This window comes from Candidatus Dojkabacteria bacterium, assembly GCA_030583845.1.
Lineage (GTDB): Bacteria > Patescibacteriota > Dojkabacteria > SC72 > JAHDCA01.
This window is the reverse complement of sequence record CP129478.1, coordinates 453500-475312: the sequence shown is the minus strand read 5'-3', so window position 1 is coordinate 475312 and position 21813 is coordinate 453500. Positions and strand designations below refer to the sequence as shown.

Sequence of the window (21813 nt, the reverse complement as noted above, 5' to 3'; positions counted from 1 at the left end):
CCTATAGTAGTTAAATGAGTTAACCTTGTCAACACTATAATGACTACATACAACATTACAACACCTGGTACGGTTGGACAACAGATGGGGGAATCGGTCCAATCAAGTGAGAGATCGAAAAGAGTAATCGATGTGAAGGAAGGAAATAATGCTCACTTATCTACATTAAGTGAGAGTGATTGGGGGTATATTAGACAGAGTGCTCACGAATCTGGCGAAGGTATAAACACACCGTTATGCTACGTGGAGTTACAGAACGGTGCCAAAGTTTACTACGTAAACTTCGGGGCGGATAGCGAGGAGGTACAATCGACGTTAAGTAGTATTTCGACCGTGTCATGGCTCTCGAAAAGAGCACTAGGTTTAGATCAGATCAGTGATGGTCCTTCAAATATATATCAAGGACTCACACAAACTGATAATAGACTCGTCAAGAAGCTAAGGAGCCCTTACTATTTTGGGTCTGCCGCCATTACCGTCTTAGCACCGAAATTAAAAGGCATTGGCGCAAAGCATGCTCGATTAAACAAGATTGTTGATGGGTTAGTAGGTGCTTCAGGTGGGGAGGTGTTTCGTCCTGGTGAACTAATCTTTCGTAACGAGAGCAGTTTCCCCGAAAAGGCACAGCTACTTTATGACGGGAAGTTGGCATATATTGTGGGTCTTGAAGGCGGTAACAATGGAGAGGTAAATCTGAAGGATGTACAAGAACGAATAGGTAAACAGTTCGATGGTGACTACCTGCTTGGATGCGAGTATAGCCTTTCTCAAATTATGCGACCTAATACACTTGATGATCGTCTTGCGGTAGAAATAGCGGGAGATACAAGCACAGATGTACTGTCAATACAACACTACTTCTATCTGAACATTGGACAACTGGATCTTATTAATGGTGCTCGAAACTTAAAACTTGTTCTGAATAGCGGGAAATACGATAGATATAGAGAAGCCGTAAAGGGTGTAGCCAATAAGGGACTTATTAAGGCGCAAAGAGAGCAGGAGAAAGATGGTGTCATATTAAATCTTGTACTAGAGGCAAAGCCTTACGATCCTTTAGAGTTTACAGAAGAGCTTCAGTTGAAAGTCTTGGACGCGTACAGTAAAGCCTTTCACGCTGACGCTGGGATGAGGGACACGCTGTCAGTTCCTGATCAGAGTATGGATGAAGAGACTTTGCGCGATATCATGATAGATCCTAAATCGATTAAGTATCTTGTAATCGACAAGAGTGATCTCAACAACCCTAAGGTAGTATCTTTTCTTTTCCTGAACTCTGATGTTGGACATAAAGCTGGGGTATGGCACACTGAGAATCCAGGCTATGTAATTAATAACAGTGAGATTGGTGAAAGACGTGATGTAGCCATCACCCTTACTTTTGGTACTCACCCAGACTATCAGGGAACCATAAAAATGCAAGATTATGCCGCGTGGTTGATTACAATTGTAAAAACGTTTGGAATCAACTGGTTTGGTGGAGATCTATCTGCAGCGATGGGAAACACCTCGCTACTTTCCCTCGGTAAGATTTTACATATTGACACCCAAGTAGGCGACGTTCATTATTATTGCATGAAGCATGTGCATAATAACGATGTTAAAGAGGGATGAATGAATTAACTGCCACAAATATCGGTTATCTTATTTCGTTAGCCACCAGTGTTGTGCTGGGAATGTACCTCTTGATCGTAGGTAGGAACAATATCTCAAAGTTGTTTGCTCTTATTATTTACACGGTCTCTTTCTGGATTCTTGCAAACCTCATGAGTGAGATATTGCGGGATGAGCAGCAGGTACTATTTTGGACTCGAGCAGCCATGATAGGCCCCATTCTTCTCATGCCTTTGATGTACGAGTTCTCAAAGGCATTTCCCGATGGAGAGAAGAAGTTTAAGTGGACTCAAGTTGGTAAGAGTTTGTTATTTTCAATACCGCTACTAGTTCTAGTGCCAACCTCATACAATGTGAGTTCGGTCGAGTTGAAGCCAGAAGGTGGGGCAAACTTTGAGCCGGGCTTTTTGTATGCAATCTTTCTCGTCTACTCAGTCATATTTGTCGGTCTCACGATTCGAAACCTATGGAAAAAGTATGAGACACTTCACGGATTGGATAGAGTTAAAGTGCTTTATATCTTCGTGGGTTTTACTCTATCCTTCTCCTTGGGTCTAATATTTTCAGTAGTATTGCCCATATTAGGAATCCCAGGAGCTGCTGTATTTGGACCGATATCGTCAGTTATCTTCTTCATTATTGTAGCCTATGTGTTGATTAGGTATAGGCTGTTTGGAATACGGTTTGTGTTAACAGGGCTACTGTATATTTTCTTAATCTCAGTGTTTGTACTTGTAAGCTTCTACGCAGCGTTCTTCATCCAGTCATATATATGGGGATCAGTTTACGATCCTAGAGCCATCATATCTGGCTTCTTTATAGCGGTTCTGTTCTACTTTACATTCCAGGCGCTTGAAAGCTATTTCAGAAAGATTGCTTTTGATCTCCTCGGTGGTAGGAAGCGTTTGGATGATGCTAGAAATAAGTACCAAAAAAGTGTTTCAACATCTCTAAGCCTCGAGGATATAGAGAAGCAGCTGGGCGCAATGCTTTCCGAGATTTATGATGCGAAGTTCATGCTGTGGGCTGATCCCTCACAAGAACTTTTTCTCTCAAATTTTGAAAAGAGCGTAGATGTTCAGAGTTTACGCAGTGGCTTTGCGAACCTAAAAGAGGCGGTGATTATTGATGAGATCAACGCACTCGATTATCTCTCGACAGAGGGTAAAGACACACTGGAATATGCGATGAGGCTGCATGGAATTAATCTCGCAATACCGTTCCAGTACGGAGAGGGAACCTTTGGATGGTTGTTCATTTCAGAAAGCTCTAATGGGAGCGCTTATTCTATTCAAGATTTGGAATACTTGACATCTATTGTAGAGATGACCTCAGTTGCAATAAGCAGATCTATACTTTATTCCGAAGTGCAGAAGTTCAATTTAACCCTTCAGAAGAAGATTGATCAGGCAACAAGTGAGTTAAACGAAAGATACGACGAACTCCGCGAAATCCGCGCTAAAGAACGAGACATGATGGATATTATGGGTCATGAACTACGTACCCCCCTCTCCATCATCAAAATCTCCCTCGGCGCCCTCGACATGCAGGCCGAAAAACACCCCGACAAATTCAACGCTGAGACCTATCTCCACCACCAAGAACGCCTACGTGACGCTATTCATAGAGAGATCAAGCTGCTCGAGACAATGCTCACCTCGACCAAGATCGATGCGGCTCGTATTGAGCTAGTCAAAGAGAAGGTAAATCTTGTGACTACAATTAATGATGCGATCCTCAGTCAGAAAGAGAAAGCCGACGACAAGAAGCTTGAGCTTAAAGTGGAGGGATTGCCGGCTGAGTTGCCTGTCTTTGGTGATAAGGTGAGGCTTGGTGAGGTCATGGATAATCTGGTGAGCAATGCGGTTAAGTATACTGAGCAGGGCTCGGTGATTGTTAATGTAGATGTGAACGATCCGAAGATGGTCGCCGTCTCAATTACTGATACAGGCCCTGGAATCCCCAAGGAAGCCCTCCCAAGGTTGGGTGAGAAGTTCTTCAGGGTTGGGCAGTATCTTGATCGTCAGGCGGGTAATGGGACGCCTAAGAGCCCCGAAATTGTGCGGCCAGGTGGTACTGGTCTCGGTCTATATGTGACTTTTGGTTTGGTGAAGCTGATGGGTGGTAAATTGAGCGTGACCAGTGAGGTTGGTAAAGGCTCAGTGTTCACCTTTACTATTCCTAAGTTTACAGGTCAGAAAGAGGATGTGGGGTATGGTGATGAGAAGGATCTATTTAGCAGGCTTGGCTTGATGAGGAATGCTGATGGTGAGGTTGTTGAGAGAAGTAAGGCTGAAGAAGGTACTACGGTGGTTGAGGAGATAGGTGCAACTAAGGTTGATTCGGGTGAGGTAGTTGCGGAGGCTGTGGATCCTGCTGCGACGTTGGAGGGGTCTGTAGCAGTTATAGATCCAGTTAATGCCGTAACCCCTACAACACCTGCCTCTGTTGCCCCGGTCGATACAGCTCCAGTCGCTGATAACGCAGTAAGTGAGCGGGTAGCCGCTCCTAATGCTGAAGTTCAACCACCTATCGCTGATGCCATAGCTCAGGCTGCGGCTGCAAATCAGCAGGCTGTCGGTCAAGAGACAGCAGAGGTTGAAGAAGAGCCTGCGGCCGACGAATCGTTGCTAGATAAGGAGAGTTAGTATATAATCCGAAGGATTTCAACTTTGCATGCCATGTCGGTAGCGAGTTGCACATCTAAAGACTTTGACGTACAAATTTAGGCGAAATGAAGAGAACATACCAACCAAAAAAGATGAAGCGAATCAAGAAGCTTGGCTTCAGAGCTAGGATGTCCACCAAAGGTGGTCGAAGAGTTCTTAGCCGAAGAAGGGCCAAGGGTCGCAAGAAGCTCACAGTAAGTAGCGAATTCAAGCTTCTCCGTAAGAAGCCAAAGTCAAAAGCCCGCTAGTTTATTCATATTACTTCACTTTGATTGCTCTCCTTTGTGGCGGTTTTGTTGACCATCACAATAGTAGCGTGTTTAATTGGGTATATTTAGGTAACTATCTCTGACTATGCTTCCAAAGCAGTACCGTCTCAAGTCTACAGCTGATTTTCAGAAAATTTACAGAAACGGAATGAAATACCGTGGCAAATATGGCATGCTGATTGCCCTGTCCCCCGCTCCGCATAATGAGTCTTCGACCGACGTACCGCCTCAATTTGGCTTTGTTGTAAGTAAGAAAATTGGAAATGCTGTGACGCGGCATAAGATGACCCGCTGGCTGAGAAGCATTATCACCGAATTTATGGCAGAAAATCCTGAATATGGAGCAAATTGTAAGTACTCATATGTTGCATACGAAATGCCACAAGAAATTGCAAGTCTTAAAAAAGAACTGATTGAGTCTTTAAAATTGGCTTCGTAGCGAGGTTTCCTTTGCGTTTTTGCTGTGGTTAAAACTCCACTTCGTTACACGTGGAATGGCGTAGTAATTTAAAATAGATACGAACTGGTATAATTAGATATGAAATACCTCCTTATGGGACTGATAAAACTGTACCAAGCTACACTGTCGTTCGATCATGGTTTCACGGGTAAGCTGTTTCCTAACACTCGTTATTGTCGATATACCCCAAGCTGTTCACAATACGGCTATGAGGCTATTGAGCGTTTTGGGGCTGTGCGAGGTGGTTGGTTGGCAATAAAAAGGGTTGGTAGTTGTCATGAGTGGAGTACTAGGCCTCACTACGATCCTGTGCCGGAGAAACTGTAAGTTGTTCATTAATATTGCCTGTTTGTGTGGTTGAAGGCTGCCTTGATGAGAGAGCACTCCCGATGTATAATCCATGCAGATATTGATAGCAGCGAGACATTAGCTCAGAGCTTGTAAGAACGCTTCTGAACTGTTCAGACATCTTATACCGAGTTCTGAGATCATCCTACCCACTTGAGAATATCGGGTGCGCGTATCATAGTCGGATATTTAACGATTAATGAAATTTTAATGATAGAGTTTTTAAGCACGGCTTGGCATACATTAATAATCGGCCCGTTCCTGAACGTAATGCTCCTGTTTTACGCTGTTTTGGGTGATAACCTCGGGTTGGCTGTTATTGCTGTTGCTGTAATTGTAAGGGTGGCCCTTATCCCGTCAACGAAGAAACAGATGGAGATGACCAGCAAGATGTCCGAGATGCAGCCACGCCTGAAAAAGCTTCAGGAGCAGTATAAGCATAATCAGCAGAAGCTAAGTCAGGAGCAGATGAAGCTTTATCGCGAGGTTGGTTACAATCCTGTTGGTTGTCTTGGCTCGATGCTTCCACAATTTGTAGTTCTGGCAGCGATGATTGGAGTGATTCGAGCTGTGACAGATGGTAATACTGATGGAATTTACCCTTGGGTAGAGAATTTTGTATTTGGCAGTGGTGATATAAAGATTAATACACAATTCCTTTTCCTTGACCTTTCGACTCAGTACACAACCTTGGCTAAAGAGGTTGGGTATTTCTCACTTCAATCGATTCCATACCTGTTGCTAGGTGTAGCAGTTGGTATTGCTCAGTGGTTTAGCACCAAATTTATGTCGTCGATCCAGAATGCTAAAAAGCCTGCCGTAGCGGAGAAAAAGGGTAACAAGAATGAGCCTATGGATCCACAAGAGATGCAGGCTCAGATGATGAAGTCAATGAATCTGATATTCCCACTTCTTACTGTGTGGATTTCATTAAGTGCACCAGCGGTGCTTGGATTATACTGGTTGGTACAATCATTAATGATGTTTGTGCAGTATATAGTGGTGGATAAAGATAAGAGCATTGAAGTTATGAAAAAGATTGTGAGCAGAGTTCGTCCCGCCAAGAAAGCAAGTAGTAAAGAGTAAAGTTGGATGTTGTGCCTTCTGCCCTAGAAATCATATCAGGTACTTGTATAAATTATCGAGAATTGACCTTAGGTCACTTAAAGAGAATTTATACAGGTACCTGAGAGATGAAAAATTTTTAATTTAATATTCATTAAAATAATTATGAATGAGCAAGAATTGTTAAATAAGGCTCAGCAGATTGTAGGAGATCTTTCGTCAATGATGAACATTGATGCAAAGATTACCTATGCTATTGAGGCTTCAGACGACGGTGACGCCAAAGTCATCAAGGTTGAGTTTGAAGGCGATGATTTGGGCTATATGATTGGCCAGCACGGTAGGCATCTAAAGGCCTTGCAGTATATTGTCAGCCTCTTGATAAATCGAGAGCTTGCGGACGGTGGAGATAGTACGGTGTATGTAAACGTCGATGTAGGTGGGTATAGAAGGTCGCGCTTCGACAAGATCGAGAGAATTGCTCTTCAGAAAGCTGAAGATGCAAGAATCCTTGGCGATTATGTTGATATGGAGCCTCTTCCACCAGCAGAGCGAAGGGTGGTTCATATGATTTTGTCACAGTTCCCTGATATCCGAACTGAGAGCCAGGGAGAAGCCCCAGATCGATTTGTGCGAATCATCCCAGTTATCGAGGGCGCTAGTGAGGAATCAAATGCAGATGACGCAAACAGTGAGTCTGAAGCGGACGATGTGCTGAATGACGAAGCATTAGAATAGCTTATTAGACTGCTATTTCTTGGACTCAGCCGATTTAATCGCGCCATGAAGTTGCGGATGCGCTACAATAGTGCTCATGAAAACTATTTCATTAATTCATAGATATCTTGTATGGGTCGTTTTAGCTCTTGGTCTCACGCTTTGTATCTTTTTAATGAAGGAGAGTTATGAGCGAGCAGCCATTGTCGCATTTTCACTTATAGGATGGGCATATATTGTATGGAAGGGAAAAAGCTATGCTTTTGCTGGCCTGATAACTCTATTCTTGGCTCTACCCTTCAATATCACCTATCAGCTACCTCAAGGGATTTTCGAATACGACCCATATGCAAATTTAATAATTAGTAACTACCTTATTCCGACTTTATCAATTCTAGATATTTTTCTTTTGCTTGCACTTATAGGTGTTCTCGTGGATTTTGGACGCAGTTTATCCCGTTGGAGTGTTTTTTTAGTGGTTATATCGCTTGGATACCTACTGGTGCACTACCTTCTACACCCAGAATGGATAACCTTTATTTCTGGAGTACGCTATTTAGTGGCTGTCAATCTTATCGGACTTGCTCTGTTTGATAAAGATGAAATATTCATGAAGTTTAAAAAAGTTAATGAATATTTCATTAAATATCTGTTCGTTTGGCTTGGACTTCTGATTTTGCTGTTCGAGGTTGGACTTGGGCTGGCACAGATAAATAGAGGGGCAGATATGGGATTAAGCTTTCTTGGAGAATCAAATTTAATGACTGGAATAATGGGTGTGAGCTTCTGGAGCTATAGCGGGCAAGATTTTCTTAGAGCTTATGGCACTTTCCCTCATCCTAATATTTTTGCTGGTTATTTACTGCTTGCAGCCTATCTGTTTGGGCAGAGCAGTTTTAGGCCGTTTAAACGTGCTGATATTTCATTAATATTTAATGTGGCTGTTTACTCTATAATCGCACTCGGAATAGCTATCACATTATCACGTTCAGCAGCTTTAGCATTTGCCGTTTTTGCATTTCTAATGTTAATGAAATTTACATTAGAGAAAGTTAATGAAAAGAAAGTTAACCTTGCTGTAATAGGAATTCCTGTGTTTATGCAACGACTCTCGCCATCGAATATACAAGACGAGAGCTTTGAAGATCGGTTGAAGCTTTCTCAAGCAGCAATTTCGGGCATTAAAGAGAATTGGCTTGTAGGCACAGGAATTGGAAGATCGGTTGAAATTTACGAGAAGATTAAGCTTCAAACGACTGGTGGATTTACATTAAACCAACCTGTTCACAACATCTTCTTGCTCTTGATCTTAGAGAATGGATTGTTCGCCGGGGTCGCTACGATCCTTTTCATGATCGCCTTTTGGGGGTACAGTCTGTTGAGGAGTAAAGACTTCTACTACACAGTATCGATTATTTCATCAATATTAATAATCGGTCTTCTAGATCATTATCTTTTAACCCTACCTCAGGGCATAACAATATTTCTTTTCATGAATCTTTCGCTTGTTTACCTAACTATAAGTAGGAAATCTTAAGCGAGCCAGGATTTCATAACTTTGTGAAGCTCAGTTGACCTGTAAACTGGCTGGGCTGGGTACTCAAACTGCTTTGGAAACATGATGAACGGCTTTGTCTGACCACCACCTATGCCACCATGGCTGCTAATAAACTCTTCAAACGCTGCTACTTCATCGGTGTTTCTGTAAAGTGTGCTGTTAATAATAATGTCCGCAGCTGTATCGTAAGTATTTACCTGCTTAAGCTGGTCAACAGCATATTTATCAAAGTTTAGGAGTGGATCTTGGCCTTTAAGCTTGTCGGAATCTAGGTATCTTGTACCTTTTTTGCCAATCACTAGCGGGCCATCTTTCTCGCTGACTACCGATATAAAACCGACGCCTGGGTGGCTGCTCAGCAAGTTTATAAGCTTAGGATATTTTTCATTAATCTCCTCTACTGTTACTCGCTTTTTATTGCCTTTAAAGTAGAGCTCGGCTTGGTTGCCCGAGAAGAGGCATACGATCTTATTTATGTCAGCACGGCTACTTGACCCATCACTCAACACCTTTTTCACTTTCTTATTTGATGGTAGTGGCCTTGTTTTTTGCCTGAAAAGCTTCCCAATTGCCTTGTGAATCTTACCGCTTTCATAGGACTGTTCAGTCAATATGAGGCTTAGCTGATCAACAGCTTCAGGCTCTGAAAGCTCCAATGCCTCGATTCCTGCCGAATGACCAACAATCTCAGAAATATACTTATCAATAGAGTAGCCGTAGCGCTGCTTAAAGCTTGCTCCCTGGCTTTGCCCATGATCCGACAGAAACACAAACCGATATTTTCTAGGGGTCGTTTGTGCCGCTTTCATTATATTGCTGATCTTTCTATCGGTCTGCGTCAAGGCCTTAATCGCCTCACCTCTCTCCAACCCGTTTTCATGGGCAATAAAATCGTACCCAGCATAAACGATATATACATTTTTAATCCCTTCATACATCTTCCCAATAAGCACGCTGGTAAGCATATCCCTCATAAAGATAGAGAGAAAACCTCGTATGAATGGCATAGTCCACTGTTTTCTGATTCGAGGTTGAATGTTATAAGCCTGAAGATATAGCTGATCTTTAATCTCCGAGAGAACATCAATCCAGAAAAGTACAAACGACCTTAAGTAGTTATCAGGATTTAGGAAATAGTAGTAAAAATAATTTAGACCTCGATCTTTCTTATTTAGAAGCGTACTAAATGTTGCAACACTCTCTTCTGCGTCACCTGTAAAAATATTACCGATGCTAATTCCATGATCAGCTAACAGCCCTTTACCATTCGATATCTCTTTTAATACCTCTGCAGAGTGCTGAGGATTGTTTCCTGTCTTCACTTTCTGCTCGGATCGGTCGAACCACCTGAATGCTGGTAGATTTTTATTCTTTCCTTGGAGTATTCCTGCCTGGCATACCGGTGTGGATGCACCGTACTCGCAGACCCATTCACGAATCTTATAGCCCTGTTCCATCATCAGCTGTTGTAAAGTTGGCATATAGCCATTTCTGACAGCAAATTTAAGGACATCGGCGGACAATCCGTCGATCTCTATAAAAATTGTCCCATCATCTAATTCTTTTGACGACTCAAGCTGTTCTTTTATAGGGCTATTCTTATAGGCGACACGCTTGGTGTATAGACGGTAAAACGAGCCCTCTTCATCTATATTTAAAATAGCGTCGGCCAACATACGAAAACCCATTATTAAGATACTCACCATAAAGGCACTCCATAGTGTCTCAATTTGAACGCCAGGGAATAACTGGGCGAGTAGCCAGATGATTAATGTATTAAGTAGGAGGTTTAAGATGCCAGCGGAGTAGAGAAGGATTGTTAAAAGATACTTCGCAATGATTGGCCAAATCAGTGCAAAGACAGCAGAAGTTAATGTGATAAGAATGGCTAGCTGCAGATAGCTATCAATTGACACACCGGGAAGAAACAGCGCAACAATAGGGATTGCTATCAACTCGAAAAACAGCTTATACAGCATTCGGGCGGGTTTGTACTCCTTGAGAAGAATTCCTTTCATTAAATTCCTGCAAAGCTAAATTTTAAGTTCATTAAGATTTCATTAATATTATCGCACAAAAGTCGCTTGGTAGGGAGGATGAAGGGGGTAGTTTTGAGTAGAGAGAGAATGTTTTAACATGGAGTACAAATTTCCCAGATTTCACAAATTTTTAACATCTACTTTTTATAATCGAATATAATCAACTAAGTTTATATTGATTGCGATATGGCTCTTACAAAGAAAGACCTACAATTAATTGATGCTTTGATGGAGAAAAGGTTTACAACGCAGGACTTAAAGTTTGCAAGTATTGACGCTCGTTTTGATGAACTAGAAGAGAGATTTGATAAACTTGAGACTGCATTTGCAGACTTCAAGGTCAACTTCGGAAGCCTACAGGATCTTGTAATGCAGATCCACAGTTACGTAATGGCAGAGCTGCCACTAACCCAAGCCCAGGTTGATGGGAATAGTGCTCGCCTCGATAAGGTTGAGAAGCATCTCTTCAAATAGTCGCAATTACCACGATCCAAGCTTCTTTAAGCCAAACAGTACTTTTGATATACTCTTGATGCTCTTTCTAAGGCTCAAATGAGCTAAAAGAAAGCAAAGGAGAGATGCCTGAGTGGTCGAAAGGACACGCTTGGAGTGCGTGCGCGCAGGAAACTGTGCCAAGGGTTCGAGCGGACATGCTCCGCGAGCGAAGTGAGTGGGAAGCATGACGGACAGCGAAGTTGCCACGAAGTGGCACACGTAGATATCCCTTTCTCTCCAAATCCCCAAAACCAATCCTTCATCTCCGCCGTGATATAATCCAGTAATAATAAATTAACACCACACAATAATGGGTAGATTATTAAGAGCAGCAGTTACTGCACAGGCGGTTAGCAGTGCACGAACAAACCGAGCAATCCGCAAGAATATCGAGGGAAGTAACCAGGCGCAGCAGCAGGCACAGGCTGCACCACAAGATCCGCAGATGCAGCAAGCACCAATGCCAGCAGCAGACGCTCCAGTGGCAGATGCTCCTGCAGTTGATTATGCAGCAGAGCTTCAGAAATTAGCAGATCTTAGAGATAAAGGAATCCTCACAGAGGAAGAATTTACACAGAAGAAGCAAGAAATTCTTGCGAAGATGTAGTATCTAAACGGTATAGATCTTAGGCCCAAGATCTTCTTGGGCTTTTTTCTATTGATACAATCGGAACTTGCGAAGCTCTCTAATGATTCAATGGCACTATTGTGCAGCCTCGATAAGGTTGAGAAGCATCTCTTCAAATAGTTGCAATTATCATGATCCAAGCTTCTTTAAGCCAAACAGTACTTTTGATATACTCTTGATGCTCTTTCTGAGGCTCATATTAGCCAAAAGAAAGCAGAGGAGAGATGCCTGAGTGGTCGAAAGGACACGCTTGGAGTGCGTGCGCGCAGGAAACTGTGCCAAGGGTTCGAATCCCTTTCTCTCCGTTGACCTGTAACCCATCGGGTTGCAGGTCAACGGAGAAGATTATTGTGAGAACCTCTGCTTCGCGAAGCGAGCAGGGGTACGTATATCAGGGAGCAGTTTAACTCCCTGATATCTAGAGAGGGAGCAAAGCGACCGAGCGTCCATCCCTTTCTCTCCGAGTTCAAAAATTATTTATGAATATTTATAAACATGATCAACGAGAAATATCTTAAAAAATTTAATGGCAACCCAGGAGTCGATAAAAAACTCCTATTAGATCTAAACTTGCCGGATAATACACCCTCTGATTATTTATCATTTCTACAGCTACATAATGGTGGGGAAGGATTTATTGGTGAGGAATATTTAATACTGTACAAAGTCGAAGATCTAAAGCAAATGAATGCCAATTATGAGGTAGAAAAGTTTACTCCTGGAATCTTTTTAATAGGATCAAATGGTGGAGGTGAAGCTATAGCCTTCGATCTAAGAGAAAATCAATCGAAAGTTATTCTTATTCCATTTATGTTCGAATACGACGCAATTATTGAACTAGGTAAAAATATGGAGGAATTTTTTCAAAAGGTATATGAAAAGGGTTATTTCGGGTAACGCATCAAAATCTTACTTTGAGCTATACGAACTGTTGTATCTTTTGCACTAACTATAAGAGTAGTTTTGCATTTAATCTCCGAAAGCCTCTGGATGGTTGGAGATCAATGAAGAAGATTATTGTGAGAACCTCTGCTTCGCGAAGCGAGCGGGGGTACGTATATCAGGGAGCAGCTCAACTCCCTGATTTATTGAGAGGGTCGAAGTGACACGCATAAACATCCCTTTCTCTCCGTAGGATAAAGTGTATAAGCAGTATATAATACAAAAATGGTAAGCAATATTGTCCCAGATAACTGGGTTGAACAAATTGAAAAATATACATATGAGCGAACGGGCCAGGCACGTAAAACCTTAGAAGCGACTGATTTTGACGCTAATAGTACTGTTGAGGTTTTATTCCCAGATGACTCAACTATGAAATTGAGATATGCCTTTTATATTAAGAATGAGCTCTTAGGGGAAATAGGGATATTTACAGAGCACTGTGGGTATTTTTTTTACAAATCAGAGGATCTGAAGGTGTCCAATGTTCGGTCAGAGGATTAGACCAACCTTTTTACACACTAGATTTGTTAAGAGTAATCGATAGTTGGGCATCGACCGAGCGTCCATCCATTTCTCTCCGTGTGAACCTAAGTGCCAACCTACATCTCCAGTTCGCTCTTCTCACTAAATTTCACAAAAAATAGATCCAGCCTCTCAATAAGCGCTTTGTCACTAATTTCACCGTTCATGTACTCCTTAAGAATTGGAGAGACTCGCCTAATCGCCTTCCACAATTTAACCATGTGTCGGTTTACTCCTCAGTCGCCTCACTCGTATTCTCCTCGGCAGGTCTCTCAACTTCTTCGACTACGAGCTTGATCCGGCCCTGCTTTGATGGGAATCTCCACAAGAATCCTGGGAACCAGGTAGGGGAGAACTCATATTGAGGGTCCTTAGATGTGAAGTTAAGATCTTCAAGATACTTTGTACCATTTTCCCAGCCCATGCCCTTTAGGTCAGCAATGATCTGATTCTTGTCGACGTCGGGCTTAACTGAGCCGGAAGATTTCACTTTTATTGTCACTGTCGTGTCCTCGACTTTTTCCACACTTACCTCAGTTAAAATATCATCACCAAGCTTCAGCTCAAGATCTTCATCTGAATCGAACAGATTCTGCTCACGAGCAGCCTCGAGTAGAAGCTCTTCACCCACATCTTTTATCTCATCCTCCTTATAATAAAGCGCGGTTGATTTAGTCTCCAAAGACACATTAACTATTTCCGCCTCTGCACCGACAGGGTAATCGCTTTTCACACCACCAACAACCTCGTTCTTGATCGTTGAATCAATAATTTTCCAGCCATCTTTTGCCATCTCTTGAAGCTCACTATTAGCCTCTTCGAAGGCTGATTCCTGTAGATCTTTGCTGGCGTTGTCGATGTCGACCTGTCCAACCACCTGGTACTCCTCGCTTGAGCCACCTGTAAATGCCGAAAGATCATTTTGCATAACCACCTGGTTTACATTGTAGTTTGGTACCGAGAACAGTGTACCCGATTGCATGTTGTATTCGCTTCCAACAGCCAGTGCTTCGACTGCGACAGTTTCCTGCCATGGGCAGATCATAGTCACTGTGGCTAAGGTCTGGAACTGGAGACCGTTTGGCGCAGTTATCACTGTACCCTCGGCTAGCTCTAGAGATCCATTTAGATAGCATCTCACATTTGCTATACCATCGGCCTTCTCACCACGACGTGCTGTCTGGGTGGTCTCACGAGAGTCGGAGCGACCCTTTTCTACCACTTCCTGCTTGATCTGGACCATTCTATCTTCGACATTAAATTCTGTGACATCTGGCTTACCGGTGAATGATTCCTCGACCTCGACTGGACGACTCTCAATATAGATCTTGGCAGAAGCAAAAGGAGCGTTTGCATACACGATGTAGACGATGAATAGGGCAACTAAAGCAATGGGGATCGCAACAATAGGACCTTTCTTCTTTAGGGCGGCCATATTTATCTTTGGTAGCTTCAAATTTGCGAAATTGAACTTGGCTCCAGATGTAGCTTTGCCACCAGGTGCTTTAAACATCTGTGCGCCAGACATTGCAGGGATCTTTGATGGTGCCTTTGCCATCCCACCCGGCGTCATTGCATTGAAATCTTTACCGACCATAGAATTTGCACTACCAGCTGATTGATCGTCAATGTCGCTGTCGAGTGCGATCGCAACTCCGCTTTCGCTTACAACCTTCTTGCTGCTGCTCTTGCGGATTAGCTCTTCCTGTGAGCGTTTAATCGCGCTGTTTACTCGCTTGCTAAATGCTGTCTCGGGCTGATTTGTCTGGCTTTGCATGTCCGGTGTATTCTCCTCACCTGCAACCTCTTCAGCTTTATGGCTCATATCATCTACCTGTAGATCGCTCATCTCATCTGGAGACGATTCAGTGGTTAGCTCCTCAACATGGGTCAGCTCAGGGTTCTGATCTTCAAATTCAATCTCGGTGACAGGATTTTTGACTGTGTCGGTGAGGTCTACAATAATATCTGCTTCAGGATCAGCATGTGTATCTGTGTCCTGATGGGTTGTACGGTTTGACTTAAGCTGACTCTGAAATGCTGCGACACGATTTGAGAAGGTCTCTTCTGCTTTACTCCACATATCCTCGTCAACTGCACCAGAGCTGTCGGTTGTGATAATTCCCGCCGCTTTCGAGTTGCGGATACCGGCCGGGTTTTGGATGATCTGGGTTACAAGTAGCTTGCTATTTGCATCGGCCTCTTCGAGAAGCACCTTCATATTGATAGGGCTAACAAGCATGTCAGATTTCTCTGTGAATGTGAGGACAATGCGATCCTCCTTCGCATTCTTGACTTGGCGAATCACATCCGTAAGCTCGTGATCGGGCTTTATTACAATTTTTTTAACATTCGAATTCAGGTTCATGATCCTCTATTATTCTTGCGACTTGGCGAATTAATACCAAAGTAGCGTTAAATTCTTAATTGAGCATAGTAAATTCTTTAACCGTTGGCAATCGTGGGCAGGCTGTCGCAATTAATGCACTCACTTGGAATCATTAATTGTGCTGAAGTAGTAGTTTTCGGGCTTTGTTATCTTATCATATGCAAAACGAGCAAGTGCGGCTGGTGTAACATCAAATGCATTTTTCAGCTCGCCAGACTCATCTGTAATCTCATAAAGTCTCTCAGGGAGGAAGATATTGATCTTCGGTACTGTCGGGAAGGGTAGCAGCTGAGTCCACGGATACTCTAGCATACTATTCTTAATATCTGGTAAAAGTGCGCCACCACCACAGAGATAGATCTGGGTCGGCATCACCTCTACATCCTCGATGCTCTCGATTGCAGCCTTCAATCCTTTGATCCACACTGAGGTTGTCTCTCTCATATGCTTTTTAACCTCGTTTTTAATCTTGTCGTCTAGCTCATTATTTGAATATTTAATCTTGCGCATCTCTGCATGCCTATAATCGAGGTTCATGGCTGCGGCAAGCTCTTTAGTAAATACACGCCCACCAAATCCAAACATTTGGGTGTCTAGGACATTTCCATTTTTAACGACTGCGACATCGGTTGTGCCACCGCCGATATCGACAAAGATTGCTGAGAAGTCTTTGTTGCGCGCGCCTGCATAGGCGCGCGCAACAGCAAACGGCTGTGCAACGATCCCCATTAGTGACATGTTTAACCCATTAGCCACCGATTTCAACGCTTCGATATATGTCTTTGGTGCGAAAGAGGCATAGAAGTAAAGCCTGACACTTTTCCCACGGAATCCCTGGAGTGATTCTACATTCATCCCACCGATTTCCATGCCGGTCACGGTTATATGTAGAATCTCAATATCTTCACGCATTAGGCCTGTGCGGCGTGCCAGATCTTCTTTGCCCTCTTCGGATATTTGCTGGTGTACTTTGCTAATTATGCGTGCCTCTTCTTTCTCCGTAACTTCGAAGTCATACTTTTCTTCCCGTTCATAGTTCACAATGATTGAAACGCCTTGAACATACTCGCCTGCGATGCCCATTACTGAGTGCTTTGGCAATTGTTCTTCGGGTAACTCGTTAGTGAGTTGGTTTATGGCAAGGTTGCAATTCTCCATTACCGTGTTTAGGTTTTGGATTACACCTTTGCTGACTGCGTTTTGCTGCTGGTTGATGCGCGCCACTTTTTTAACGTGGACGCCGAACTGATCGATCGTGAAAAGTATCGTTTTAAGCGCTTCTGTCCCGATATCAATCGCAACAAGATGTGTATCAGGCGTTATCTGGATTTTCTCATCTTTCTGGCCAAGGAAAGGCAGCTTGAACATAACTTAGTATATCATGCCGCTAACTTATAGCCAGTGGATAGGTGAAATTTTAATCGAATTTAACACCTCTCCTCCATAATTAAATGTGTACTTCGTATATGTGCTCAAATCAATTAAACCAAGGCGGTATCCATTTTACATTGGTGTAACATCTAATCTTCTACTACGCCTCAATCAGCACAATTCATTATTAAACAGAGGCTACACCAAGAAACATAGGTGGGAGCTTGTATATGTGGAGGGTTACATGATAATGCTTGCCGCGTACGACCGCGAGAAGAAACTGAAGCAACATGGGAATGTCTGGTATGCCGCGATGAAAAGAGTTAAGTAGAGCCTACCGATTTCCCACATTTAATACTCACACGGGTTATACTTGCCTATTAATTATGCCAAATGAGCCGTGAAATGCTACGCATTATAGGCTAGCGGCCTACTTTTTGATTGCAACTTTCTCTGTCGCGTAATACTTCTTATTGAACCTGTTGAGCAACATCTCAGTTTGAGCATGAATTTTCGGGATAAAGCCGATTGTAAGCATGTTGATACTTACCAATACAACCTCAAAGAAATCCAAGATTTTCCTCCACAGCGGCCAATTAGAAGGGGAAGGGGTGATTTTCTGCCTAATCATGAAGATAGGGATATTGAAGAACATCAAAACAGTAAGAATGTAGCGCATCATTCGTGCGAGATTGTATGAGGCGGCGCTGTACTGATACTCAATACTGAAGATCTGCAAAATAGGTAATGAGAGGGTGATGGTATATACAACGGTTAGAAAGAGTAGCTGATTCTCAGTTACTCGGAAGATCATCCGCATCTTTGTCATAAATGGCACATCCTTATTCTTGTAAAGCCCCGCAAAAGTCATTGGGAAGACGATAATTCCCCAGCCCCAACGGTGCTGCTGTTTATACAGAGATTTGTGGCTTTTCCAGAAGGTCTGGTTCTCGACAGCATCATTATATGTAGGGATGTAGACCTCTTTTCCGCTGAAGTCACCAGCGAAGCGTATCAAGGCATTCCAGTAGAATGTAGTGTCGTCGATTCCGATCTGCGGATCCCAATAGCCGACGTCGTGCACTGTTTGCAGGTTCACAACATATGATGAGAAGGTCTCACGCTTCTTTCCGCGGACAACCCAGTCATGGAATAGGGCCATGGTTAATGAAATTGAGAATACACGATTGATTGGCGGAACTCGCCATACATTATTATTGAATGTGTGAATCGCGGTAGAGTAGAAGCGTCGGAGCGGTTTGTCGTCTGTTAGGTATTTCCAGGTGATTGCTGAGAGATATTTTGGATGTGGTCTCATGTCGCTATCAGCTGTGATCAAAAGGTAATCTGCAATATCCTCTCCTCGAGCTTTCACGATTTTGACGAAATTCCTTGTCGCCCAGTTAATATTTGCACCTTTAACTCCCAGCACTTCGCCCTCGATATCATTTGGATGTACCGAAATCATTGATTCCCTAAAATTGCTTCCAAACTTCTCGATAATTTTCTCCGCATTCGGTTTACTTACAGCTTCGAATCTTTCCTCAAGAGCAAATACAACTGAGATTCTTTTGGGATCTATATCCTGTTTGGCAAATGCCTCAAACGTGGGTTCGAGGACGTCCATTCCTTCATTTACAACTGGGCAGATATAGACATAGTAGGGTAGTTCTTGACCCGACTCTTTAGCCACCTTCACCATCTCTCCAGCAAAATCAAACGCCATATCGTGCTTATACCTGCTATATCCCATAAAAAGACTGACCAGAAATTTCACACCTCGATATGACCAGTAAATCGTTAAAAACGATACATATATAATAATGACCTGCGGGTAACCCATTAGTGCCGTTATAAACGGCAGTAGGATCATAAGCCATGTGAATATTCCGGGCACAATTTCAACTGTCCTAGTAAACCAGCGTGGCACATGTGTAGGATAGCCGCTGTTCCTGTCCTTTGGTTTGGTGTCTTCAATTGTAGCCTTACCTTTTTCAAGTAGAGCTAGCTCATCCAGCTCCTGCTTGGTCTTGTCGATAGCCTCGTCTATTGGTTTGTCGAAGTCAGCGCTCCTCATTGAATTGCTCTGTTTTAAAGCGGTTTACCCTTATTTAAATGCGAAAGTTTAATGATTATCACTAATTTAATGAAATTTAACAAGGATGTGTGTGGCATTCACGACTTAAGTGCGTATGAAAATTCGTGGGGGTGCCGCACCCGAACTGATCAGCCACCTGGGGTAGAGGTGACTGCTACGTGGGGTACATTCGGGCGCAGCACCACAGACTACGCCCGTCACAATCTAATGTAACAGAACTGTCACAGCTGGGTTAAACAACCCTTAATTGGTATCGTTAAGCCCATCTCCTGTAATCATTTACAATGCTACGGCCATCACGATCGGCTCGCGCTCAGTGCGCTTATAGAGCAGCTTCCCAATCGCATCTTCAACTTCACGGGTCAATTCACGAGTGTCTTTCGAACCAGCCCGTCCGATCCAGTCGCGGTGAATATCGCGAACCATCTGTTCGACCTCGGCGAATAGCTCGCCCGATGTCTTCACATATACGAAGCCCCTCGATACGAAGCGGGGATTTCCAATCAGCTGCTTATTCTTCGAGCTTAGGTTCATAATCACTGTGAGCATGCCGTACTCTGCTAACTGCTGGCGATCTTTGATAACTGCGTCACCAATATCACCAACACCGAGTCCGTCGATCAATATCGGCTTGGAAGGGATCTGCTTGCCACGCCTCCAGCTACCGTTTTCGCCATTTCCAGTGTGGATCCATACCTGGCCATCTTTGGTGAGGTGCACCTGGTCGTCGCGCATTCCCCAATTCACATAGTTGCGCTTATTCTTGTAGCGCATGGTGAGGCTGCCGTGGATCGGGATGATCTCACGTGGCTTTACCATGTCGTACATCATCTGCATATCCATCTGAAGCGCGTGACCGCTCTCATGGATCTGCTCGTAATCTTTCTGGATCAATACGACCCCCATGCTGATCAGGCGGTCGGTCATCTTCTCAATCTGAACCACATTTGATGGGATCTCCGATGCTGAAAGCACGACCATATCGCCCTCTTTCGCTTTGAAGTACTTATGCTCACCAAGTGAAATCCTGTTTAGTGCGGCATATCTTTCGCCTTGACTGCCGGTACAAAGGAATAGCACCTTGTTATCAGGGAATTCGGAAAGCCTGCGCTCGTCTAAGATCAGCCCATCGGGTACATTTATATATCCCTGCTCACGAGCGATCTGGATAGATAGATTTATACTTCTACCCGAGATAAATACTTTGCGACCAGTCTTTTCTGCGATTTTAATCACAGAATAGAGTCGTGACACCAGTGAGGAGAATGCTGCCAGTACAATTCTACCGTCGTGGCCGGTGATCACTCTCTCGAGATTTCCTGCGATCTCCTGCTCAGATTTTGACTTGCCAGTTGAATCGGCATTTGTGCTTTCCATCAACGCTAGGTCTACTTTTCCTTGCAGCTCTTTCAATGCAGTGTAGTCGGTCTCCGGCTCGTTGGCTGGTGCCTCGTCAATCTTATAGTCTCCTGAGAAAAATACATTTCCGTCAGATGAGGATACGAAGATTGAGAATGCATTTGGGATGCTGTGGGTCACACCGATGAATTTGGCCTTTAAGCTGCCAAGCTCGATCTCGGTATTCCTGCCAATGTCGACAAACTTCACTTTCTGATCCAGATTAAATTCTTTTAACCTAGCCTTGATCAGGGCGTTTGCAAATTTCCCACCATATATAGTTGGGAAATCGAGCTCAGGCAAGATGTAGGGGAGTGACCCAGTGTGATCTAGGTGGCCGTGTGTGATCAAAATTCCACGTATCTTATCCCTATGCTTGCGTAGGTAGCTGATATTTGGGATAAGGTAATCGATTCCGTACAATTCTTGTCCAGGGAATGAGAATCCAGCATCGATCATAATGATGTCGTCGCCAAACTCTACGAAATTACAGTTACGACCTACTTCGCCTGTACCTGAGAGGGTGCACACTTTGAGGTGTCGCTTGCTCTCTATATCGTCAGGGGCAATTGGCTCATGCTCGATAAATACCTTTGGAGTTATGAATTTACGTTCGCCATATACCCGTGGGTTGTTTCGGCGGTGAGCCGGTCGTGGGGTCTGGAAGTTGCGCGAGCCTGAATAGCCTGATGTAGATCGGTTTGAACTACGCGATCTGTTTCTATCACCAGAGTGACCTCGATTACTACCTCTTCGATCGCTGCCACCTTGTGGACGGCTAGAACGACCGCGAGGATTACTCCCTCGATTAGGGGAATAGGTACGCGGACGATCGTCTGAATACCGATTCTCAGTTGGTCTGCCTTCCGTGGGACGGCTCGTGTAGGAGCTGTGCCTTGGCCGGCTACTGTTGTTGTCTGGGCGCCTATTGCGGCCAGAGCCTCCGGACCTATGTCCAGAGTTATTTCTGGGTCTACGCCCAGAGCTTCCTCCGGATCGATATCCGGAACTATTGCCAGGAGCATTTTGCCCTGGTCTTCTATTTCTATTTTCCATATTTAAAATTCTTTCTTAATTACTAAATTAATTTATTGTAGGCTTATGCGACAATTTCGCCAAGCCTTAATTTATAACCACTTACAAGAAGTGGTAAGTTTCTGACACGTGAAGTGAATTTGTGCGTAACTCACATTGATGTCTGGGAAATTCATGCTTTTGCATGAGCTTT

General features: G+C 43.6%; 19 protein-coding genes and 1 tRNA gene. 14 read left to right on the top strand and 6 right to left on the bottom strand.

What is annotated here, in order from left to right:
- Positions 1–39: 39 nt before the first annotated feature.
- The 8 genes from QY318_02140 to QY318_02105 all read left to right on the top strand — a co-directional run bounded on the left by QY318_02140 (position 40) and on the right by QY318_02105 (position 8679).
- The gene (locus QY318_02140; GenBank protein WKZ31540.1) at positions 40–1614 is read left to right on the top strand and encodes a hypothetical protein; all 1575 of its coding nucleotides are present in this window, start codon (positions 40–42) and stop codon (positions 1612–1614) included.
- Complete coding sequence (locus tag QY318_02135; GenBank protein WKZ31539.1) at positions 1611–4262, top strand: ATP-binding protein; 2652 nt, start codon at positions 1611–1613, stop codon at positions 4260–4262. Before QY318_02140 ends, QY318_02135 begins: the two co-directional genes overlap by 4 nt.
- Positions 4263–4348: 86 nt before the next feature.
- A complete protein-coding gene (rpmH, locus tag QY318_02130) occupies positions 4349–4531 on the top strand; it encodes a 50S ribosomal protein L34 (protein ID WKZ31538.1) in 183 nt (60 codons plus the stop codon).
- A gap of 106 nt (positions 4532–4637) precedes the next feature.
- On the top strand, positions 4638–4991 hold the full coding sequence (rnpA, locus tag QY318_02125; GenBank protein WKZ31537.1) for a ribonuclease P protein component: 354 nt from the start codon (positions 4638–4640) through the stop codon (positions 4989–4991).
- 99 nt (positions 4992–5090) lie between these two features.
- Positions 5091–5339, top strand: coding sequence for a membrane protein insertion efficiency factor YidD (gene yidD, locus QY318_02120; GenBank protein ID WKZ31536.1), 249 nt, complete (start codon positions 5091–5093; stop codon positions 5337–5339).
- A gap of 231 nt (positions 5340–5570) precedes the next feature.
- Complete coding sequence (locus QY318_02115) at positions 5571–6446, top strand: YidC/Oxa1 family membrane protein insertase (protein WKZ31535.1); 876 nt, start codon at positions 5571–5573, stop codon at positions 6444–6446.
- A 144-nt stretch (positions 6447–6590) separates the two neighbouring features.
- Positions 6591–7163, top strand: coding sequence for a KH domain-containing protein (locus QY318_02110; protein WKZ31534.1), 573 nt, complete (start codon positions 6591–6593; stop codon positions 7161–7163).
- A gap of 154 nt (positions 7164–7317) precedes the next feature.
- The gene (locus QY318_02105; GenBank protein ID WKZ31533.1) at positions 7318–8679 is read left to right on the top strand and encodes an O-antigen ligase family protein; all 1362 of its coding nucleotides are present in this window, start codon (positions 7318–7320) and stop codon (positions 8677–8679) included.
- Here QY318_02105 and QY318_02100 read toward each other — a convergent pair.
- Positions 8676–10718 (bottom strand): phage holin family protein, encoded by a 2043-nt coding sequence (locus QY318_02100; protein ID WKZ31532.1) that lies wholly within the window; start codon positions 10716–10718, stop codon positions 8676–8678. The two genes, QY318_02105 and QY318_02100, sit on opposite strands and share 4 nt — an antisense overlap.
- 207 nt (positions 10719–10925) lie before the next feature.
- On the opposite strand from QY318_02100, the gene QY318_02095 reads away from it, so the two are divergent.
- The 5 genes from QY318_02095 to QY318_02075 all read left to right on the top strand — a co-directional run bounded on the left by QY318_02095 (position 10926) and on the right by QY318_02075 (position 13308).
- Positions 10926–11213: a hypothetical protein gene (locus QY318_02095; protein ID WKZ31531.1), complete on the top strand. Its 288-nt coding sequence runs from the start codon at positions 10926–10928 to the stop codon at positions 11211–11213.
- Between the two features lie 331 nt (positions 11214–11544).
- A complete protein-coding gene (locus tag QY318_02090) occupies positions 11545–11841 on the top strand; it encodes an SHOCT domain-containing protein (protein ID WKZ31530.1) in 297 nt (98 codons plus the stop codon).
- A 239-nt stretch (positions 11842–12080) separates the two neighbouring features.
- Positions 12081–12167: transfer RNA gene (locus QY318_02085), tRNA-Ser, on the top strand.
- Positions 12168–12357: 190 nt separating this feature from the next.
- Complete coding sequence (locus QY318_02080) at positions 12358–12759, top strand: SMI1/KNR4 family protein (GenBank protein WKZ31529.1); 402 nt, start codon at positions 12358–12360, stop codon at positions 12757–12759.
- Between the two features lie 270 nt (positions 12760–13029).
- On the top strand, positions 13030–13308 hold the full coding sequence (locus tag QY318_02075; GenBank protein ID WKZ31528.1) for a hypothetical protein: 279 nt from the start codon (positions 13030–13032) through the stop codon (positions 13306–13308).
- Between the two features lie 98 nt (positions 13309–13406).
- Here the strand turns inward: QY318_02075 and QY318_02070 are convergent, their stop codons facing one another.
- The 3 genes from QY318_02070 to QY318_02060 all read right to left on the bottom strand — a co-directional run bounded on the left by QY318_02070 (position 13407) and on the right by QY318_02060 (position 17086).
- Positions 13407–13550: a hypothetical protein gene (locus tag QY318_02070; protein WKZ31527.1), complete on the bottom strand. Its 144-nt coding sequence runs from the start codon at positions 13548–13550 to the stop codon at positions 13407–13409.
- 8 nt (positions 13551–13558) lie between these two features.
- Positions 13559–15697, bottom strand: coding sequence for a baseplate J/gp47 family protein (locus QY318_02065; GenBank protein ID WKZ31526.1), 2139 nt, complete (start codon positions 15695–15697; stop codon positions 13559–13561).
- A gap of 120 nt (positions 15698–15817) precedes the next feature.
- Positions 15818–17086 carry a cell division FtsA domain-containing protein gene (locus QY318_02060; GenBank protein ID WKZ31525.1) on the bottom strand — a complete coding sequence of 423 codons (1269 nt, stop codon included), beginning with the start codon at positions 17084–17086 and terminating at the stop codon, positions 15818–15820.
- Between the two features lie 100 nt (positions 17087–17186).
- Here QY318_02060 and QY318_02055 point away from each other — a divergent pair, with 100 nt between their 5' ends.
- Complete coding sequence (locus QY318_02055) at positions 17187–17420, top strand: GIY-YIG nuclease family protein (protein ID WKZ31524.1); 234 nt, start codon at positions 17187–17189, stop codon at positions 17418–17420.
- A gap of 99 nt (positions 17421–17519) precedes the next feature.
- On the opposite strand, the gene QY318_02050 is transcribed toward QY318_02055, so the two are convergent.
- Together QY318_02050 and QY318_02045 are read right to left on the bottom strand one after the other, a co-directional pair.
- Positions 17520–19166 (bottom strand): glycosyltransferase family 2 protein, encoded by a 1647-nt coding sequence (locus tag QY318_02050; GenBank protein WKZ31523.1) that lies wholly within the window; start codon positions 19164–19166, stop codon positions 17520–17522.
- Positions 19167–19466: 300 nt separating this feature from the next.
- Positions 19467–21641 (bottom strand): ribonuclease J, encoded by a 2175-nt coding sequence (locus QY318_02045; protein ID WKZ31522.1) that lies wholly within the window; start codon positions 21639–21641, stop codon positions 19467–19469.
- Between the last annotated feature and the right edge of the window lie 172 nt (positions 21642–21813).

Coding starts and splice junctions, on each gene's coding strand:
- QY318_02140 (WKZ31540.1), top strand. CDS start 40: ATGACTACATACAACATTACAACACCTGGTACGGTTGGACAACAGATG.
- QY318_02135 (WKZ31539.1), top strand. CDS start 1,611: ATGAATGAATTAACTGCCACAAATATCGGTTATCTTATTTCGTTAGCC.
- rpmH (WKZ31538.1), top strand. CDS start 4,349: ATGAAGAGAACATACCAACCAAAAAAGATGAAGCGAATCAAGAAGCTT.
- rnpA (WKZ31537.1), top strand. CDS start 4,638: ATGCTTCCAAAGCAGTACCGTCTCAAGTCTACAGCTGATTTTCAGAAA.
- yidD (WKZ31536.1), top strand. CDS start 5,091: ATGAAATACCTCCTTATGGGACTGATAAAACTGTACCAAGCTACACTG.
- QY318_02115 (WKZ31535.1), top strand. CDS start 5,571: ATGATAGAGTTTTTAAGCACGGCTTGGCATACATTAATAATCGGCCCG.
- QY318_02110 (WKZ31534.1), top strand. CDS start 6,591: ATGAATGAGCAAGAATTGTTAAATAAGGCTCAGCAGATTGTAGGAGAT.
- QY318_02105 (WKZ31533.1), top strand. CDS start 7,318: ATGAAGGAGAGTTATGAGCGAGCAGCCATTGTCGCATTTTCACTTATA.
- QY318_02100 (WKZ31532.1), bottom strand. CDS start 10,718: ATGAAAGGAATTCTTCTCAAGGAGTACAAACCCGCCCGAATGCTGTAT.
- QY318_02095 (WKZ31531.1), top strand. CDS start 10,926: ATGGCTCTTACAAAGAAAGACCTACAATTAATTGATGCTTTGATGGAG.
- QY318_02090 (WKZ31530.1), top strand. CDS start 11,545: ATGGGTAGATTATTAAGAGCAGCAGTTACTGCACAGGCGGTTAGCAGT.
- QY318_02080 (WKZ31529.1), top strand. CDS start 12,358: ATGATCAACGAGAAATATCTTAAAAAATTTAATGGCAACCCAGGAGTC.
- QY318_02075 (WKZ31528.1), top strand. CDS start 13,030: ATGGTAAGCAATATTGTCCCAGATAACTGGGTTGAACAAATTGAAAAA.
- QY318_02070 (WKZ31527.1), bottom strand. CDS start 13,550: ATGGTTAAATTGTGGAAGGCGATTAGGCGAGTCTCTCCAATTCTTAAG.
- QY318_02065 (WKZ31526.1), bottom strand. CDS start 15,697: ATGAACCTGAATTCGAATGTTAAAAAAATTGTAATAAAGCCCGATCAC.
- QY318_02060 (WKZ31525.1), bottom strand. CDS start 17,086: ATGTTCAAGCTGCCTTTCCTTGGCCAGAAAGATGAGAAAATCCAGATA.
- QY318_02050 (WKZ31523.1), bottom strand. CDS start 19,166: ATGAGGAGCGCTGACTTCGACAAACCAATAGACGAGGCTATCGACAAG.
- QY318_02045 (WKZ31522.1), bottom strand. CDS start 21,641: ATGGAAAATAGAAATAGAAGACCAGGGCAAAATGCTCCTGGCAATAGT.